The organism is Micropruina sonneratiae (genome assembly GCF_025972045.1).
Classification (GTDB): Bacteria; Actinomycetota; Actinomycetes; order Propionibacteriales; family Propionibacteriaceae; genus Micropruina; species Micropruina sonneratiae.
Genome location: NZ_JAPDHX010000003.1, coordinates 528039 through 545947 on the forward strand (window position 1 = coordinate 528039; position 17909 = coordinate 545947).

A 17909-nucleotide genomic window follows, 5' to 3' on the forward strand; every position below is an offset into this window, starting at 1 on the left:
AAACCGTCCGCGGCCCGCCACCCGTCCGGGATGACGGTGCGCCGCTCGTCATCCCGGCGAAAGCCGGGATCCCCGAACGGCCCACGGCCCCGGCGCGCCTGGCCCGGACAGGTGGGCGGAGCCGGCTGTCGGCGCCGAGGGCTAGGATTCCATTCGTTCGAATCCAGAGGAGGAACATGCGAGAAGCCGACCACGAACAGTCCGGTCCCACCGGGGTGCGCCGGATCACCGTTCCCGCGTCGGTCGACATGGTCAACGTGCTGGGTCCTCGGGACGAGTTCCTGCGCATCCTCGAACGCGAGCTGTCCGCCGACGTGCACGTGCGCGGCAACGAGATCACCTTCACCGGCGACCCGGGCGACGTGACGGTCGCCTCCGAGGTGCTGACAGAGCTGATCACCATCGTCCGCACCGGCCAGGGGCTCACCGCGGACGCCGTCGAGCGGGTGGTCGGCATGACCGCCCTGCAGGCCGAGACGCTGCGCCCGGCCGAGGTGCTCACCCAGAACATCCTGTCCAGTCGTGGCCGCACCATCCGTCCGAAGACGCTGAACCAGAAGCGCTACGTGGACGCCATCGACGCCCACACCGTGGTCTTCGGCATCGGCCCGGCCGGCACCGGCAAGACGTACCTGGCGATGGCCAAGGCGGTCCAGGCGCTGCAGTCCAAGGAGGTCAACCGGATCATCCTGACCCGACCCGCGATCGAGGCGGGCGAGCGGCTCGGGTTCCTGCCCGGCACGCTGACCGACAAGATCGACCCGTACCTGAGACCGCTCTACGACGCCCTGCACGACATGGTCGATCCCGACTCGGTGCCGCGGCTGCTGACCGCCGGCACCATCGAGGTGGCGCCGCTGGCCTACATGCGTGGCCGCTCGCTCAACGACGCGTTCATCATCCTCGACGAGGCGCAGAACACCTCCATGGAGCAGATGAAGATGTTCCTCACCAGGCTCGGCTTCGGCTCGAAGATCGTGGTCACCGGCGATGTCACCCAGGTCGACCTGCCCACCGGCACCCGCTCGGGCCTGCGCATGGTCGAGGGCATTCTCGACGGCGTCGACGACATCGCCTTCTGCCGACTCAACAACCATGACGTGGTGCGGCACAAGCTGGTAGGCAGGATCGTCGCCGCCTATGACCGTTTCGAGTCGTCCCAGGGCGGCGACGACCGCACGAAGGAGCGCCGGTGACCGTCGAGATCAACAACGAGTCCGGTGCCGAGATCGACGAGCAGCGGCTGGTGGCCCTGGCGCTGTTCGCGCTGGACGCCCTGCGCATCCACCCGCAGGCCGAGCTGTCGATCCTGCTGGTCGACACCGACACGATGGCCGCCTACCACGAGAAGTACATGGACGAGCCGGGCCCGACCGACGTGCTCAGCTTCCCGATGGACGAGTTGCGCCCGCCCAAGGACGGCGAGGAGCCGCCACTGGGCATGCTCGGCGACATCGTGCTGTGCCCCGAGGTGACGGCGGCCCAGGCCGCGGATTCCAACCGGACGCCCGACCAGGAGGCCGACTACCTGCTGATCCACGGGCTGTTGCACCTGCTGGGCTACGACCACGCCGAGCCTGCGGAGAAGAAGGAGATGTTCGGCCTCAACGACCGCATCATCGCGGCCTGGCAGGCCTCGCGCGGCTGATCGATGGCTGACCGTCACCGGCCCACCTTCACCGACCTGCCGGCGCAGGTCCGCGGCTGGGCCGAGGAGGTTCTGGGCTCGCCCGTGGCCGGCACAGGGCCGGCGACCGGCGGCTATTCACCCGGGGTCACCGATTCGCTGTTCTGCGCCGACGGCCGCAGCGCCTTCCTGAAGGCGTCGCATCCGTCGCTGAACCCGGACAGTCCCGGCCTGCTGCGCTCGGAGTTGCGGGCGTTGCGGGCCATGCCGGCGGGGTTGCCGATCGCCGCCTTGCTGGACGCGTTCGACGAGGGGGCCGACGGGTGGGTGGCCGTCCTGCTCGAGCGGGTTCCCGGCGTCCAGGCACCGCTGCCGTGGACCGACACCACGATCGAAGCGGCCCTGGCCAGCCTGGCTGAGTTGGCCGGCGCACTCACCCCGGCACCGGTGGGCGGGTTCGGCGGTGCCGGCGACGCGTTGGCCCCGCTGATGACGTTGTGGTCCGAGCTGGCCGGGGTCGACGACCTCGACCCGTGGTGCGCGGCCAGGCTGCCGGCCCTGGACGCGGCGGGATGCCGGGCGCTGGCCACGGTCGACGGCGACACCCTGCTGCATCTGGACCTGCGTGCCGACAACCTCATGCTGCGCGAGGACGGACGGCTGATCATCGTCGACTGGGCGTGGGCGGCGCGGGGTGCGGCCTGGGTCGATCCGGCGTTGCTGGCCATCGAGTTCATCTCCAGTGCCGCGCCCGAGGTGGACGCCGACGCCTGGATCGAGCACGTCGCGGGCACGTACCGGGTCGCCACGGACTCGATCGTCGACCTGCTGGCTGGGATCCTGGGCTTCTTCGAGCGCACCGGACGTTTGCCCGACCCGCCCGGACTGCCCACGCTGCGCGACTTCCAGCGCTTCCAGGCGGCTGCGCTGCGCCGCTGGCTGCGGCGCTCGCCGCACGCCCGGCGGTCGATTCGCGGGTGACCGCCGCCCCGGTACAGTGACCCGGGATGTCTACCCCGAACCAGATCGGACTCGATCCGATCAGTGCGGCAGGCCTTGCCGCCGCCGGCCTCGAGGGCCGCTTGGTGACCGCTTCGAGCGCGGAGTTCGACGAGTTCGCCGCCGCCGTCGACCGTGGCTTTCTCGGTGAGCGGCCCTCAGCTGAGCGGGTGGCCGGACGCCGGGCGAGGTTCGGCGACAACCACGCGGTCGCCGTCTACGACCCGGCCTCGAGCAGCCCCTGGTTGCCCATCGGCACCCTTATCGCCTGGCCCATGGAGGTGACGGTCGATGCCGGCTCGTTCCTGCCGATGTGGGCGATCAGCGCCGTCACCGTCTCGGCGACGCACCGTCGTCACGGGATCGCCCGCCACTTGCTCGAGGGCGAGTTGCGCCAGGCGTCGGCCGCCGGCCTGCCGCTCGCCGGGCTGACGGTCTCGGAGGCCACCATCTACGGACGGTTCGGCTTCGGCGTCGCCACGCACGCCGCCAACCTGACGATCAACGCCCGCCGGGCGGGCTGGGCCGCTTGGCGGCCCGAGCTGGGCCAGGGGTCCGGGCACGTCGACCCGATCGAGCCCGAGACCCTCGCCGCCGACCTGGCCACGCTCAACGAGACGACCCGCGGGCGGCGTCCGGGCGACGTGGCCGGCTGGCCCGCGCTGTGGCAGGAACTGTCCGGGACGTCGCCGGGGAAGCCCGATCCGCGGGTGCGCGGCGTGCGGTACGTCGACGCGCAGGGGGCGGTCCGTGGCGCGCTCGCCTACCTGCTCGAGCCGGACGCCGCAGATTTCAGCAACCACAGGCTGCGGGTGAACGCGCTGCTGGCCGACACCTCCCAGGCCTATGCGGCGCTGTGGCTGTTCGCCCTCGAGCACGACCTGGTGGGGACGGTGTCCGCGTCGTTGCGCGGCCTCGACGAGCCGCTGCGCTGGATGATCGCCGACCAGCGGGCGCTGACGGTCACCGAACGCGACCATCACTGGCTGCGCATCCTCGACGTCCCCGCCTGCCTGAGCGCCCGGCGCTACCGGTGCGCCGGGACGGCGGTGCTCGAGGTGGAGGATCCGCTCGGCTTCGCCGCCGGTGCCTGGCGGCTCACCGTGGACGCCGACGGCGCGGCCACGGTCGAACGCGTCCAGCACCCCGGCTCCGGCGGGGAACGGGTGCGGCTCACGGTGGCCGCGCTCGGTTCGTTGCTGCTCGGCGGCGTCCGGGCCTCCACCCTGCGGGCGGCCGGACAGCTCGACGGCAGCGCGGCGGCGGCGTCCTGGCTGGATGTGGCCTTCCTGCCCGTCGCAGCCCCGGTGCTCAGCTACTGGTACTGACCCGCCCGGGCTCCGGCTCAGCTCCAGTTCGTGGGCCCGGCCGACCCGGCCCGGTACGAGTCGAGCGGCACCCGGCCCTGCTGCCAGGCGTCCAGCACCGGCGACAGGATCCGCCACAGCTCCTCGGCGACGTCGTTGCGCACCGACAGCAGCGGGTCGCCGTCCATGATGTGCGCCAGGATCTCGCCGTAGGGACGCAGCGGGCTGTCGCCCAGGTCGGCGCTGAGCACCGTCTCCTCGAGCACGAACTTGTCGTCGGCGCCGTTGGTGTTCAGTCGCACCGCCAGTCTCTCGTCGGCCATGCCGATCACCACCACGTTCGGCTCGCCGGAGTTACTGAACCCCTCGGGCTCGAAGGCCTCCTTGAACACCACGGTGATGGCCCGCACCTCATCGCCCAGCGCCTTTCCGCTGCGCAGGGTGATCGGGACGCCGCGCCAGCGCCGGCTGTTGATCTCGACGGTGACCTCGGCCAGGGTCTCGGTGTTGCGGGCCGGGTCCACGCCAGGCTCGTCCACGTAGTTGGGCACCTTCTCGTCGCCGACCTGCCCGGCCTCGTAGCGGGCGCGGCGCGACGAGCCGACCGGGTCGTCCGACCACAGCTGGGTGGCGCGCAGGACGTGCACCTGCAGGTCGCGCAACTCGTCGGCGTCGATCCGGTTGGGCGCCTCCATGCACAACAGCGCCATCACCAGCAGCAGATGGCTCTGGATCATGTCCTTGAGCGCGCCGGAGTGGTCGTAGTACCCGGCGCGGCCCTCCAGTGCGAGGGTTTCGTCGGAGACGATCGTGATCCGCTCGATGTTGTTGTGGTTCCACACCGGTTCGAAGAAGCGGTTGGTGAACCGTAGCCCCAGCAGGTTGAGGATCGTCGACTTGCCGAGGAAGTGGTCGACCCGGAACACCCGGTCCTCGGGCACCAGCCGGGCCAGCAGCTGGTTGAACCGGTGCGCGCTGTCGGGGTCGGAGCCGAACGGCTTCTCGATCGCCAGCCGCAGGTCGTCGGGCAGGTCGAGCCGGCCCAGCGCCTCGCAGGTCTTCATCGAGATCGCCGGCGGCAGGGCGAAGTAGAGCACCACCGGTCCGGTCAGCGGGTCGAGCAGCTTCTTCAGCTCGTCGGGGTCGGTCGAGTCGATCGTCACGTAGGTGCTGCCCGTCGCCACCGCGTCGGCCACCTTGGGCCCGCAGTCGTGCAGGGCCTCGCTGACCCGTTGTCGCCACTCGTCGGCCCCGAGTTTCTCGGAGGCTGCGCCGATCAGGTTGACCCGTCGGTCGGGCTGCGCCTTGAGCAGGGTGCCCAGCCCGGGCAGCAGCAGCCGATGGGTGAGATCACCCGAAGCACCCAGAATCACCAGGTTCACCGTGTCGGACACGCAGTCTCCTTGTTCGTCGGATCGGCGCCCACGCTACTCGGAGCCGGCAGCGGTGCTGCGCGAGGGTCGCGCGCGCGTCACGGCGCGACGGGTTCCACCTCTTTCGGGGCCGCCGCCGGCGTCCGGCGCCGCAGGCTCGCCCAGAACACGCCGCCGATCACCAGGACGCCGCCGAGCAGCTCGACGGGCTGCGGGATCTCGCCCAGTACCAGCCAGGCGGTGGTCAGTCCGGTCACCGGCACCAGCATCGAGAACGGCGCCACCCGTCCGGCCGGGTGCCTGCTCATCAGCCAGACCCACACGCCCGAGCCGAGGATCGTTCCGATCAGCACCGTGTAGGCCAGCCCGGCCCAGGCGCCCGCGGCGTCGGGGCTCAGCGAGGTGGCCAGCGCCGCGGTGATCCGCTGCGGCCCCTCGACGGCCAGCGACAGGGCCAACATCGGCAGCGGCGGGATGACCGACATCCACAGCGTCAGGTGCAACGGGTTGGGGGCCGCGGCCTTGCGTGCGGCCAGGTTGCCCAGCGCCCAGCCGAGGCCGCCCAGCACCACCAGCAGGAACGGCCATACCGAGCCGATCGACCCATGGGCGGCGCCGACCAGCACGAGCCCTCCGACGGCGACGCCGACGCCGGCCGCGGCGCGGCGCCCGATCCTCTCGCCCAGCAGCAGTGCGCCGAGCAGCACCGTGAACGGTGCGGACGACTGCAGCACCAGTGAGGCGAGTCCGGTGGGGAAGCCGGCCGCCATGCCAAGATAGAGGCCGATGAACTGCAGGGTGCCGAAGCCGAGGCCGTAGCCGATCAGCCAGCGCGCCGGCACCTGCGGTCGGGGCACCAGCAGCAGCGTCGGGACGGCCATCACCGCGAAACGCAGGAAGACCAGGAACAGTGGCGGGAACTGCTCCAGGGAGGCATGGATGGCGAGGAAGTTGACGCCCCAGACCACGGCGACGCCGACGGCGAGCAGGACATGACGGATCGGCACGGAGCCAACTCTCCCGAATCGGACTGTGAAGGACAAGCGAGACTTTATGAAGGAACTATGTAGGCTACCTTCATGGAAGTCCGGCATCTCCTGCTGCTTCGCGAGATCGCCGTGCGTGGCACCCTGGCCGCTGTCGCCGAGGCCACGCACCGGACGCCGAGCGCCGTCTCGCAGCAACTGCGCACGGCGGAACGGGAACTGGGCGTGAAGCTGGTCGAACCCGTCTCCCGTGGGCTGCGGCTGACCGCGGAGGGCCAGTTGCTCGCCGACCGGGCCGACCGGGTGGCGACCGTCCTCGCCGAGGTCGGGGCCGAGCTCGAGTCGAGGCTGGGCGAACCGGGCGGCCAGGTGTCGATCGGCACCCTACCCAGTGCGGGGGAGGCCCTGCTGCCGGGGCTGGTCCGGCGCCTGAAGGGGACCGCGATCGATGTCGACGTGCAGGATTTCGACCTCTCCGAGGCCGGCTTCGCCGCCAAGACGCTCGACCACGACCTGGTGATCGCGCACAGTGCGGCCGGCGACGTACCCGCCGGAGCCGAAGGCCTGGTCTGCCGGGTGCTGGCCCACGAGCCCCTTGACGTCGCGCTCCCGGTCGGTCACCGGTTGGCCTCGCGGGCCGAGTTGACGGCGTCCGACCTGGTGGGAACGCGCTGGATCGCGGTGCCAGCGGGCTTTCCCTTCGACTCGGTACTGCTCGCGATCGAGGCGGCCACCGGGCAGCCGCTGCAGCGCAGGCTGCGGCTGATCGACAATCGGCTGGTCGAGGCGCTGGTGGCGGCCGGCGAGGGGCTGGCGCTGCTGCCACGGTTCACCACCCGGCCGCACCCCGGCACCGTGCTGCGGCCGCTGGTCGGCGTTCATGCGCGCAGGGCGCTGGTGGCCCTGGCGCGACCCGACCACTACGCCCGCCGGGCCGTGCGGAGCGTGGTGGATCTGCTGGCCGACGCGGGCGCCGAACTCGAGAAGCTATTTCATTAGGCGCAGATATACCGAACTTCGACGTCGGACGGCATCGAAACGTTTACATCGGCGATTTCGGCCATCGAGGTCGAAAATCGGTATATCGACGCCCGCTGAAATGTCCCTTGACGCGGTGGGTCGCAATCAGGCCGGGTCGGAGGCGCAGGTACCGCACAGCGCGGGCTCGGCCTCGTCGGCGGACGTGCGGTGACGCCGCTCGAGGGCGAAGCCGACCATGGCCAGCGCCAGACCGACCGCCGCCATGGCGGCGCCCACCCACGGCGGGGCGCTGTAGCCGAAGCCCGCGGCGATCACGGCGCCGCCGAGGAAGGCGCCGAGACTGTTGCCCATGTTCAGCGCCGAGTGGTTGAGCGCGGCGGCGATCGACTGGTTGTCCTCGGCGACGTCCATCAGCCTGGTCTGGATCGACGGCGCCAGGATCGATCCGCAGAACCCGAGCGCGAACAACAGCGTCGCCAGCGCATGGAGCCACTGCGCGGCCAGTCCGATCAGCACCAGGACCACGGCGGTACCGATGAAGGCTCCGAGCAGCGTGCGCCGCAGGTCGCGGTCGGCGAGGCGTCCACCGACCAGGTTGCCGGCCGTCATTCCGATGCCGCTGATCACCAGGACGATGGGCACCGCCCACTCGGGGCCGTGGGCCAGTTCGGTCACCATCGGTGCGACGTAGCTGTTCACGGCGAAGAAGCCGCCGAAGCCGACGGCGCCGACGGCCAGGGTGAGCCACACCTGGCCGATCCGGAAGACCTGCAGCTCGGCGCGCAGCGTGCGCTCGGGCTCGCCGGCGTGCTTCGGCACGAAGGCGGCGACGCACACCGTGGCCAGCGCGAAGACGGCGGCGACGGCGACGAAGGTGGCGCGCCAGCCGAGTTGCTGGCCGAGGAAGGTGCCCACCGGCACCCCGACGACGTTGGCAACGGTCAGGCCGGTGAGGACGAAGGCGACGCCCTGGGCCCGCTTGCCGGGTCCGAGGACGTCGGCCGCGACGAGGGCGCCGATACCGAAGTAGGCGCCGTGCGGCAAGCCGGCCAGCAGCCGCGAGGCGGCGACCAGCTCGAAGCTGGGCAGCACGAAGGTGAGGGCGTTGAACAGCGTCAGGGCCAGCGCCAGGGCCACCATCACCACGTGTCGCGGGAATCGGGCCACCGAGCCGGCGATGGTCGGCGCGCCGATCACCACGCCCAGGGCGTACAGCGAGATCAGGACGCCGGCGTGGGCGATGGTGTTGTCCGGATCGGCCGCCCACGCGCTCGGCAGCAGGTCGCGCGCCAGGTTGGGCAGCAGGCCCATCACCACGAACTCCGTCAGGCCGATGCCGAAGCTGCCGATCGCCAGCGACAGTAGCGCCAGGGCAGGCGTGCGACGGGTGGAGGTGTGCGGCATCGCCCCATACTAGTCATGGTGACTATTGAAAGTACAACTATCAGTTGACTCCAAACCGACCGGTGATGGTCGGCCGCCTTTCTGAGAAGCGGACCCCGAACGACCGCTCCGACGCTGCGCGCGGCGGGAGGCCGACGTTGCGGGGCCACTTTTCAGAACCGGGCCGATCGCGGCTTGCGACCCGGCGGTCATCAGGACCGGCCCGGTATGACGTGGGTGCGTCCGTGGCGTGAGCCCGGGGACGGGATGACTCCAGCCGGGTGCTGTGCCGTAGACTGACGGCTCGATTCCCCGCCGTGAAACGAGTGATGAAACCCTGTTAACCGACCTGGAATGGTTCGAACTGGCCGTTGCCGCCGTGGGCGTGGTGCTGGCCGCTTTGTTGGTAACGGCCGAGGCTGCCCTGCAGTCGTTCTCGAAGAGCCGCGCCCAGCGCCTGCTCGAACAGGGCAAGGGCGGCGCGAAGGCGCTGGTGCGCATCACCGAGGACCCGGCGCCGACCCTGAACACCCTGCTGTTCGGCCGCATCCTGGCCGAGATCGTCGCCATCGTGCTGGTCGCCCTGTTCGTCTTCGGGCGCTTCGAACAGACCTGGGAACGGGTGCTGTACTCGGTCGGCATCATGGTGCTGGTCTCGTTCATCCTGCTGGGGGTCGCGCCGCGCACGCTAGGCCGGCAGAAGGCGGACGCCGTGGCGCTGGCCGCCGCCCGGCCGGTGTCGTTGCTGACCACCGTGCTGGGACCGATTCCGCAGGTGATGATCCTGATCGGCAACGCGCTCACCCCGGGTCGAGGCTTCGCCGACGGCCCGTTCTCCTCCGAAGCCGAGTTGCGCGAACTGGTCGACATCGCCGAGGCGTCCGACGTGATCGAAGCGGGCGAGCGCAGGATGATCCATTCGGTGTTCGACCTCGGCGACACGATCGTCAAGGAAGTCATGGTGCCGCGCACGCAGATGGTCTACATCGAGCGCACCAAGACCGTTCGGCAAGGTGTTTCGCTGGCGCTCCGGTCGGGCTTCAGCCGCATTCCGGTGATCGGCGAGGACGTCGACGACGTGTGCGGCATCCTCTACCTCAAGGACGCCATGCGCCGGATGTACGACAACCCGCGGGCCCAGGCGACCGAGACCGTCGAGTCGCTGATGCGGCCGCCGACGTTCTGCCCCGACTCCAAGCCGGTTGACGAACTGCTGCGCGAGATGCAGCTCAACCGCTCGCACGTGGTGATCGTCGTCGACGAGTTCGGCGGCACCGCCGGGCTGGCCACCATCGAGGACATCCTGGAGGAGATCGTCGGCGAGATCGTCGACGAGTACGACCAGGAGGTGCCGCCGTCGGTCGAGATCGGGCCCAACCGGTTCCGGGTGTCGGCGCGGCTCAGCGTCGACGACCTGGGCGAACTGTTCGGCAAGAAGGTCGACGACGACGACGTCGACACCGTCCTGGGCCTGATGGGCAAGGAGCTCAACAAGGTGCCGATCCCGGGCTCGGTGATCGAGTGGGAGGGCATCCAGCTCGTCGCCGAGCGGGGCATCGGACGGCGCAACAGCATCCTCACGGTGCTCGCCTCGCTGGTGGAGGAGCCGACCGACGACCCGGCCGACGAGGGTGTGGACGCTGCCGCGCAGCTGGCGTCGGAGTCGGCGGAGCGGGCCAGCTGATGCATCGCTCCGGTTTCGCCTGCTTCGTCGGGCGCCCCAACGCGGGCAAGTCGACGCTGACCAACGCCATCGTCGGGCAGAAGGTGGCGATCGCGTCCTCACGGCCGCAGACCACCCGGCACGCCGTCCGCGGCATCGTCACCCGGCCGGACGCGCAACTGGTCATCATCGACACCCCCGGCCTGCACCGCCCCCGCACCCTGCTCGGCGAACGCCTCAACGACCTCGTCCACGCGACCTGGTCGGAGGTGGACGTCATCGGCGTATGCCTGCCCGCCGACCAGCGGGTCGGCCCCGGTGACGAGTATCTGGTCGGCGAGATCGCCAAGCTGCCGAAGCGGCCGACCCTGGTGGCGCTGGCCACCAAGTCCGACCTGGTCAAGCCGCAGCGGATGGCGGAACACCTGCTGCGGATCGCCACCCTCGAGGAGAAGCTGGGCGTGCGCTGGGCCGAGATCGTGCCGGTCTCGGCGGTCACCGACGACCAGGTCGACCTGGTCACCGACGTGCTGATCGCGCAGCTGCCCGAGGGTCCCGCGTTCTACCCTGACGGCGAGGTGACCGACGAGCCGACCGAGACGCTGGTCGCCGAACTGATCCGCGAGGCGGCGCTGGAGAAGATGCACGAGGAACTGCCGCACTCGATCACCGTCACCGTCGACGAGATGGGATTGCGCGAGGGACGTCCCGACAACAAGCCGCTGCTCGACGTCTACGCCTCGCTGGTGGTCGAGCGCGACTCGCAGAAGGGGATCGTGATCGGCCACAAGGGCTCGGTGCTGCGCGAGATCGGCACCGCGGCCCGCGCCCAGCTCACCGCCCTGCTCGGGACGCCGGTGCACCTCGACCTGAAGGTGAAGGTGCTCAAGGACTGGCAGCGCAACGCCAAGCATCTCAACCGTTTGGGCTTCTGACCCGTTCGGTGCGGGTCAGGCCAGCGCGCTCGCCAGCTCGATCAACGCCAGATCGGAGCCCCGCGGGCCGACCAGGCACACCCCCACAGGACCGCCCGGCAGGTGCAGCGCGGGGACGCCGACCGCGGGGCGTCCGGTGATCCCGGCGATGCAGGTCAGCCGGAAGGTGGCCTGCCGGTGGGCGTCCACGCCGGCCGGCGACGCCCACAGCCGTGGTGCCGGACCCGACGCCGAGGGCAGCACCAGAACCTGCTCGCCGAGGGCCTTCGTCGAACTCGGCGCCCAGCCGGGTCGGCGGGTCGACGGCCGCCGCGTCCGCCACCGCGTCGATCTCGGCGGCCAGCCGGAAGCATCCTCGCCAACATCGTCGGCAACCCGGTCTCCTGACGCCCGCCCCCTGCACATCACCGCCGAACCCACGTGGCGCTCGCGCCACTGCGCGAGCGCCACATGGTCAGGCGAGCATCCACGGCTCGCGGGCTCGTTGGGCGAGTCAGCTGGAGGTGCCGAGGGTGACCTCGGCGGTGCCGGCCTGCCCGTCGCGGGTGTAGCCGACGGTGACCTTGTCGCCGGGGGCGTGATAGCGGATCGCGGCGATCAGGCCGTCGGCGCTGGTGACGTTCACGCCGTCCACCGAGGTGACCACGTCACCCGACCGGAGACCGGCCTGGTCGGCGGCGCCACCGCTCACCACCGTGGACAGGTCCACGCCGTCGGAGGTGGTCGCGGTCGAGGAGTCGTCGGACCGCAACTGGACGCCCAGGGTCGCGTCCGGGGCGGTTCCGTCGGCGATCAGGTCGTTGGCGACCCGGACGGCCACGTCCGCCGGGATGGCGAAGCCCAGGCCGATGCTGCCCGACTCCTCCGACTCGCTGGAAGACAGGGTGGCGCCGGCCGCGTCGATGCCGATCACCTGGCCGTTGAGGTTCACCAGCGGCCCGCCCGAGTTGCCTGGGTTGATCGCCGCGTCGGTCTGTACCGCCCGGTAGACGGCGTTCCCGGTCGTTCCCGAACGCACGGGCCGCGCGGTCGCCGAGACGATGCCGCTGGTGACCGTCTCGCTCAGGCCGAGCGGGGCGCCGACGGCGACCACGCTCTGTCCGACCACGACCGACGACGATTCGGCGAACGTCGCCGGCTTCAACTCGGACGCCTTGGCGTCGCTGACCTTGATGACGGCCAGGTCCTGGGTGGTGGAGGTGCCGACGACACTGGCTTCGGCGGTGCTGCCGTCCTCGAAGGTGACGGTGATGCTCGCCGAGGCCTGGTTGCCGCCACGGGTCGGGTTGGTGCCCGAGCTGGTGCCGTCGACCGACGACACGACGTGCTCGTTGGTCAGGATGTGTCCCGAGGTGTCCAGGATGACGCCGCTGCCGATGCTCTCGCCCTGGCTGCTCATGACGGTGATGGTCACCACCGACGGCGAGATCGTCTGGGCGGCGGCCGTGACGGTGCCGTCCAGCGTGCTGGGCTGGGCGACCGGCACCGCGCTGACGGCCGGGGTCGCCGAACCGTACTGGGCGCCGATCAGCGCGTACCCGCCGATGCCCGCCCCGGCGCCCACGACGGCGGCCAGTGCGGTGGAGGCGAGGAACATGGCCGCCCGCGACCGTTTCGGGGCGGCGTGCGGGGCGGTGAGGGTGGCCGTGGGGGAGGGCGCACCGAACGTGTTGCCGGGTGCGTGCCCGCCGGTGGCGGGTTGCTGCGGTCCGGTGCCGGTGGCCTGCTGCGCGAGCTGCTGCCCTGCGCCACCGGACTGCTGCGGGTTCCACGTCCACTCGTCCGGACGCGGGTTCTGGGGGTTCTGCCAGCTGCTCATGGCCTTGAGCCTGTTCCGGCACTCTGTGCACATCCTGTGCGGCGTCCATGGCATCTGTGTGGAACGGGACCGCGGCCCCCGGGGCGGTCGGCCCCGGTCGTGCGGCGATAAGCTCGGCGGCGTGAGCGAGTCCGACCCCGGGAACGCGCCGCACCGACGTGCGGCGTCCCTGGCGGCGAACGTTGGCTCGATCGCCGAGGACGCCTGGAGCCGGCTCGACTTCCGCCGCCGGCTGCTGCTCACCGGCCTGTACCTGCGGCAGGGATTGCGCCGGATGCGCGGGTCGCTGGTGCCGGTCCTGATCGCCTCCGTGGCGGCCTTCGCGGCGTTCACCTTCTCGCACAATGTGCTAGGACACCCCACCCCGTTCTTCGCCCCGGTCGCCGCCTGGATCTGTCTCGGCTTCACCTACAACCGGGTCCCCCGCAAGGTGGTCGAGATCGGCGCCGGCGCCACCATCGGGGTCGGGCTCGGCGAGGTGATCCTCTACACGCTGGGGGCCGGTGGTTGGCAGCTCGCCCTCGGGCTGCTGATCGCCGGGCTGATCGCGCGGGTGCTCGACCGCGGCGACCTGTTCACGATCCAGTCCGGGGTGAACGCCATGGTGGTGATCGGCATGGGCACCATGCTCAGCCAGATGACCGGCGCGGGGCCCTCGCGACTGCTGGACGCCGTGGTCGGCGCCGTGATCGCCCTGTTGTTCACCGTGTTGTTGCCCGGCGACGTGCTGAACCGCCCGCAGCGCTACGTCAGCAACCTGCTCACCGAGCTTTCCACGGCGTTCACCATGCTCGGCCAGGCGCTGCGCGAGGCCAACCGTGAGCGGCTGCGGGACGCCTACGCCCAACTGCGCGGCGTCGAGCGCATCCTCGCCGACGCCGAGACGGTGTGGAAGTCGTCGGCCAACGTGGTGCGGTTGAACCCGACGCTGCGCCGGCACCGCCCGCAGATCGACGAGCTGGGACGCCAGCTCGAGCTGACCACCCGCGCCCTGCATACCGTCGAACAGGTGGCCCGGCAGAGCCGTGGTGTCGTCGACGAACTCGGCCCTGAGCCGCAGGTCGCCACCCTGATGGACGACTGCGCGGCCACGCTGCACGCCCTCGCCGGCACGGTGCGGCACTGGCAGCCGCCGTTCCGGGCCCGCGCCTCGGCCAAGGACGTCGCGGCCGACTGCGCCCCGGACCGGGTGCACGAGGACAACTGGAGGGTGGGTGCACTGCTGTCGGTAATGCGGTCGGTGGCCATCGACCTGTTGCAGCTGACCGGGCTGTCCCGGGCGCAGGCGAGGCTGTACCTGCCGGGCACGGGAACCGAGCTGCGCACCTACGACGACGTGGTGGCCGGCGACGAGGCGTCCGCGGTGTGGGGGAGCGACAACCTCACGGTGCAGGGCTGAGGGCGCCCGGTCCGGCCCGATCGGCCGGCGACGATCCAGCTGCCGCGGGAACCCCCGGCCGGCTCAGGCGATGGCCCTTGAGGCGGCCGTCACCAGCCAGTCGCGGTAGCGCTGCTCACTCCAGCCGGACTGGTCGACGAGCTGCTGGTACCCCTCCGGGGAGAGCAGGAAGGACAGCTCCGCGGCGACGGAGCCCGCGTCCACCCCCGGGCCGGTGAGGCCCCGCCGCACGAGTTCCGAGACGAGCGCGCGGTAGTCGGCGTGCCGGTTGTCGAGCATCCGCTGCAGGGCTGCGGCCACCACGGTGTCCGCCTGGGCCGCCGCCAGGAGCTGGGTCCACAGCCGCCGGCCCCGGGCATTGGCGTCGACGATCGCGTCCACGACCGCGGGCAGCAGTGCCTGGTCGGGAAGCTCGAGGACGCCGTGGCCGGCCGCGCTGTCGGCCAGCGAACCCTGCCCCTCCTCGAGCGCGAACAGCACCTCGAACGAGGCGATCAGCAGTTCGGCCTTCGACCCGGCACCCTTCACGGTCTCGGCGGACACCCGCGCCCGCCGGGCGATCGCCGCGATGGTCGTGGCCTGGTACCCGTCGGAGCTGAACAGCTCCGCGCACGCCCGCAGGATGCGTGCCCTGGTGCGGCGCGCCTGCTCGGCGCGCAGGTCGGAGTGGTACTGCCGCGAAACACCATCGTCCGACATATTGAGTTTCCTATCAAGTTAGTCAATACTTCAGTGGGCAACTCAATCATAGGGGGAATCGCATGAACTCGTACCTGATCTGCTGCACACCGGCCCACGGCCACGTGCTGCCGCTGCTGACCGTCGGCCGGCACCTCGCCGGCCAGGGCCACCGCGTCCGCTTCCTGACCGGCGCCGCCTACCGCGACCGGGTCGAGGCCGCTGGCCTGACCTTCGTCCCGCTGCCCGCCGAGGCCGACGTCGACCTCGACCACGCCGGCGACCTTCCCGAGCGGGCCGGCCTCAAGGGTCCGGCGGCGATCCGGTTCGACCTGCGGCACCTGTTCATCGCACCGGGTCGCGCCCAGTTCGCCGCGCTTCGTGACCAGCTCGCGCTCGAACGGGCCGACGCGGTGCTCACCGAAGGGCTGTTCCTGGGCGCGGCGCTGCTCAACCAGCTGCCGCGCGAGCAGCGCCCGCCGGTGGTGGTGCTCGGCATCTTCCCGCTCGGTGCCGCCAGCCGCGACACCGCACCCTTCGGCCTCGGCGTCCCGCCCCTGCCGGGGGCGATGGGCCGGCTGCGCAACCGGCTGCTCACGCTGCTCAGCGAGAAGGTGGTGTTCGGGCCGGTGATCGCCGAGGTGGACGCCGTGGCCCGCGAACTCACAGGCTCGCCCATGACGGGCTCGTTCTTCGACTGGCCCTCGCACAGCGACGCCGAAATCCAGTTCACCGTGCCGTCGTTCGAGTACCCGCGGTCGGATCTACCCGCGGTGGTGCACTTCGCCGGGCCGCTGCCGCTGGCGGCGTCCGGCGTCGCGCTGCCCGAGTGGTGGGACGAACTGGACGGATCGCGCCCGGTCGTGCACGTCACCCAGGGCACGGTCGCCAACGCCGACCCGGGCCTGCTGATCCGGCCGACGCTGCAGGGGTTGGCCGATCGTGACGTACTGGTCGTGATCTCCACCGGCGGACGGGACGTCGCGGCCCTCGGCGAGCTGCCCGGCAACGCGCGGGCGGCGTCCTACCTGCCCTACGACAAGCTGTTCGACAAGCTCGACGTGCTCGTCTCCAACGGTGGCTACGGCACCGTGCAGTACGCGCTGGCCCACGGCGTCCCGCTGGTGGTGGCCGGGCAGACCGAGGACAAGATCGAGGTCACCGCCCGGGTCGGCTGGTCGGGTGCGGGCATCAACCTGCGCACGAACGCGGCCGAGGCGAGCGCGATCGCCCGTGCCGTCGACCGGGTGCTGAGCGATCCCGGCTACCGGGCCCGGGCAGAGCGGATCGGCCAGGACATCGCCGGCAGCGACGCCCTGCTGACGCTGACCCGGGTGCTGCGATCGGTGGAGCTGCTGCCCTCGGCCTGAGCGGCGCCGACCGCTCACGGCAGCGCTGTGCCCTGCATCAGCCGCGACTTGTACACGTTGCCGATCACCACGCCGTCGAGGAAGCCCGTCAACCGGTCGGCCTCGCGGTGCAGCAGGTCGGCGTGCGCCGGGGGCAGCGGCACGCCGGGCAGCACCCGGACGCGGCCGTCGTCGTCCTGCACCCAGCAGCCGACGATGCGCCCGTTGACCCATGCGGTGGTTCCGGCGTTGCCGTTGCTGTCGAACAGCAGCGGCGCCAAGGCCGGCGGCAGGTAGAAGTCGCGCTGCCGCCACCCCATGGTGGTGGGGTCGAGCACCGGCAGCAGCGCCGCCCAGTCGCCCTCGGGCGGGTCGTCGGCGGCATCGTCGCCGGGCAGCACCCAGCCGGTGCCCCCGGAATCCAGGGTCACCCGGGCCGCCCCGACCGCCTCGAGGGCCGAGCGCACCGTGGTCTTGGTCGCACCGAGCCACCAGACCAGGTCGGCCTCGGTGCCCGGCCCGAACGACCGCAGCCAGCGCCGGACCAGTTCGGCGTAGCCTTCGGCACCGGCCAGCGCCGGCGGCGGGTCGTCCAGCCAGTCGGCCATCAGCGTCCAGGTGGGACGCGACAGCCGCCAGTGCCCGGCGTTTCGCCCCCGGACGATGCTGTGCTCGGCGCCCAGCACGGTCAGCAACCGCGGCGCGAACGGCACGTCGGGCAGGTTCCAGCGCGTCCCGCCCTCGATCCGGCGGGTGCGGCCGGCGAGTTCGGGCAGCTGGTCACGCAGCTCGCGGGCACCCAGGGACACCCCGCCGGCCAGCCGGCCCAGCACGGCGCGACGCCCGCGCTCGATCCAGGCGGCACCGTCGTCGGTGACCCCATGGCGCAGCAGGTCGGCGGTGAGCCGGCGCAACTCCTGCTCGGCGACCCGCGCCGACGCGCTGCCCCACACGGCCGGCAACAGTTCGGCCGGGAAGGCGAACAGGGTGCGGCGCATCGCCAGTTGCTTGACGAGAGTGCGGTCGTCGTACAGCGCCACGTCGACGAGCGGCACCGCCGGGTCCCGCATCCGCGCGGCCACGGCCAGGTGCACGGTGGCCGCCTCGGTGGCGTGCAACGCCACCACCGCGCGGGCGGCCGCCTCGGGCGAGTCCTGCCGGTGATCGGGGTGCAGGGCGTGCCGCCGCGCCAGTCGCGCCCGCCGCGCCGGATCGGGGAATCGCATGGCCTCATCCTGCCCGCCGCCACCGACACGCCCGAGGCGTGCAGCGCTCAGCGCGGGCCGACCGGTGTCGAGATCGGTGACCGCTGGGCGGTTGTGACCGTGGCTGGAGTGTTACAACCCTCCATCGGCCGGGTTCTCCTCTATCGGACGCCGATGTCGAGATCGGCCAGGGACGCGCGGGGAC

Annotated in this window: 16 protein-coding genes; 9 read left to right on the forward strand and 7 right to left on the reverse strand. The window is 71.4% G+C overall.

Going from position 1 to position 17909, the window contains the following annotated elements; genetic code table 11:
* The first annotated feature begins 176 nt into the window (after nucleotides 1-176).
* From OIE40_RS10665 to OIE40_RS10680, 4 genes are read left to right on the forward strand one after another with little or no spacing between them, the layout of a single operon-like run.
* Nucleotides 177-1196: a PhoH family protein gene (locus tag OIE40_RS10665; protein WP_264702197.1), complete on the forward strand. Its 1020-nt coding sequence runs from the start codon at nucleotides 177-179 to the stop codon at nucleotides 1194-1196.
* Nucleotides 1193-1648, forward strand: a complete 456-nt coding sequence (ybeY, locus tag OIE40_RS10670) for an rRNA maturation RNase YbeY (RefSeq protein WP_264702198.1) — start codon at nucleotides 1193-1195, stop codon at nucleotides 1646-1648. Before OIE40_RS10665 ends, ybeY begins: the two co-directional genes overlap by 4 nt.
* 3 nt (nucleotides 1649-1651) lie before the next feature.
* Complete coding sequence (locus OIE40_RS10675) at nucleotides 1652-2608, forward strand: phosphotransferase (RefSeq protein ID WP_264702200.1); 957 nt, start codon at nucleotides 1652-1654, stop codon at nucleotides 2606-2608.
* A gap of 26 nt (nucleotides 2609-2634) precedes the next feature.
* Nucleotides 2635-3954, forward strand: coding sequence for a GNAT family N-acetyltransferase (locus OIE40_RS10680; protein ID WP_264702202.1), 1320 nt, complete (start codon nucleotides 2635-2637; stop codon nucleotides 3952-3954).
* Between the two features lie 17 nt (nucleotides 3955-3971).
* Here the strand turns inward: OIE40_RS10680 and OIE40_RS10685 are convergent, their stop codons facing one another.
* Both OIE40_RS10685 and OIE40_RS10690 read right to left on the reverse strand, forming a co-directional pair.
* Complete coding sequence (locus OIE40_RS10685) at nucleotides 3972-5327, reverse strand: glucose-6-phosphate dehydrogenase (protein ID WP_264702204.1); 1356 nt, start codon at nucleotides 5325-5327, stop codon at nucleotides 3972-3974.
* A gap of 77 nt (nucleotides 5328-5404) precedes the next feature.
* The gene (locus tag OIE40_RS10690; RefSeq protein ID WP_264702206.1) at nucleotides 5405-6313 is read right to left on the reverse strand and encodes an EamA family transporter; all 909 of its coding nucleotides are present in this window, start codon (nucleotides 6311-6313) and stop codon (nucleotides 5405-5407) included.
* 72 nt (nucleotides 6314-6385) lie between these two features.
* Between OIE40_RS10690 and OIE40_RS10695 the strand changes: the two genes are divergently transcribed.
* Nucleotides 6386-7291 carry a LysR family transcriptional regulator gene (locus OIE40_RS10695; protein WP_264702208.1) on the forward strand — a complete coding sequence of 302 codons (906 nt, stop codon included), beginning with the start codon at nucleotides 6386-6388 and terminating at the stop codon, nucleotides 7289-7291.
* A 126-nt stretch (nucleotides 7292-7417) separates the two neighbouring features.
* On the opposite strand, the gene OIE40_RS10700 is transcribed toward OIE40_RS10695, so the two are convergent.
* Nucleotides 7418-8677 (reverse strand): MFS transporter, encoded by a 1260-nt coding sequence (locus tag OIE40_RS10700; RefSeq protein WP_264702209.1) that lies wholly within the window; start codon nucleotides 8675-8677, stop codon nucleotides 7418-7420.
* Nucleotides 8678-8993: 316 nt separating this feature from the next.
* On the opposite strand from OIE40_RS10700, the gene OIE40_RS10705 reads away from it, so the two are divergent.
* A complete protein-coding gene (locus OIE40_RS10705; RefSeq protein ID WP_264702351.1) occupies nucleotides 8994-10340 on the forward strand; it encodes a hemolysin family protein in 1347 nt (448 codons plus the stop codon).
* Nucleotides 10340-11254, forward strand: coding sequence for a GTPase Era (gene era / locus OIE40_RS10710; protein ID WP_264702211.1), 915 nt, complete (start codon nucleotides 10340-10342; stop codon nucleotides 11252-11254). The genes OIE40_RS10705 and era overlap by 1 nt, the downstream gene beginning before the upstream one ends.
* A gap of 15 nt (nucleotides 11255-11269) precedes the next feature.
* Here era and OIE40_RS10715 read toward each other — a convergent pair whose 3' ends face one another.
* Nucleotides 11270-11497: a hypothetical protein gene (locus OIE40_RS10715; RefSeq protein WP_264702213.1), complete on the reverse strand. Its 228-nt coding sequence runs from the start codon at nucleotides 11495-11497 to the stop codon at nucleotides 11270-11272.
* 250 nt (nucleotides 11498-11747) lie between these two features.
* Complete coding sequence (locus tag OIE40_RS10720) at nucleotides 11748-13073, reverse strand: S1C family serine protease (protein ID WP_264702214.1); 1326 nt, start codon at nucleotides 13071-13073, stop codon at nucleotides 11748-11750.
* 121 nt (nucleotides 13074-13194) lie between these two features.
* Here OIE40_RS10720 and OIE40_RS10725 point away from each other — a divergent pair, with 121 nt between their 5' ends.
* On the forward strand, nucleotides 13195-14472 hold the full coding sequence (locus OIE40_RS10725; RefSeq protein WP_264702216.1) for an FUSC family protein: 1278 nt from the start codon (nucleotides 13195-13197) through the stop codon (nucleotides 14470-14472).
* Between the two features lie 63 nt (nucleotides 14473-14535).
* Here the strand turns inward: OIE40_RS10725 and OIE40_RS10730 are convergent, their stop codons facing one another.
* The gene (locus tag OIE40_RS10730) at nucleotides 14536-15171 is read right to left on the reverse strand and encodes a TetR/AcrR family transcriptional regulator (protein WP_264702218.1); all 636 of its coding nucleotides are present in this window, start codon (nucleotides 15169-15171) and stop codon (nucleotides 14536-14538) included.
* Nucleotides 15172-15233: 62 nt separating this feature from the next.
* Here OIE40_RS10730 and OIE40_RS10735 point away from each other — a divergent pair, with 62 nt between their 5' ends.
* Complete coding sequence (locus OIE40_RS10735) at nucleotides 15234-16520, forward strand: glycosyltransferase (protein ID WP_264702219.1); 1287 nt, start codon at nucleotides 15234-15236, stop codon at nucleotides 16518-16520.
* A gap of 14 nt (nucleotides 16521-16534) precedes the next feature.
* Here the strand turns inward: OIE40_RS10735 and OIE40_RS10740 are convergent, their stop codons facing one another.
* Nucleotides 16535-17725 (reverse strand): winged helix DNA-binding domain-containing protein, encoded by a 1191-nt coding sequence (locus tag OIE40_RS10740; protein ID WP_264702221.1) that lies wholly within the window; start codon nucleotides 17723-17725, stop codon nucleotides 16535-16537.
* Nucleotides 17726-17909 lie beyond the last annotated feature (184 nt).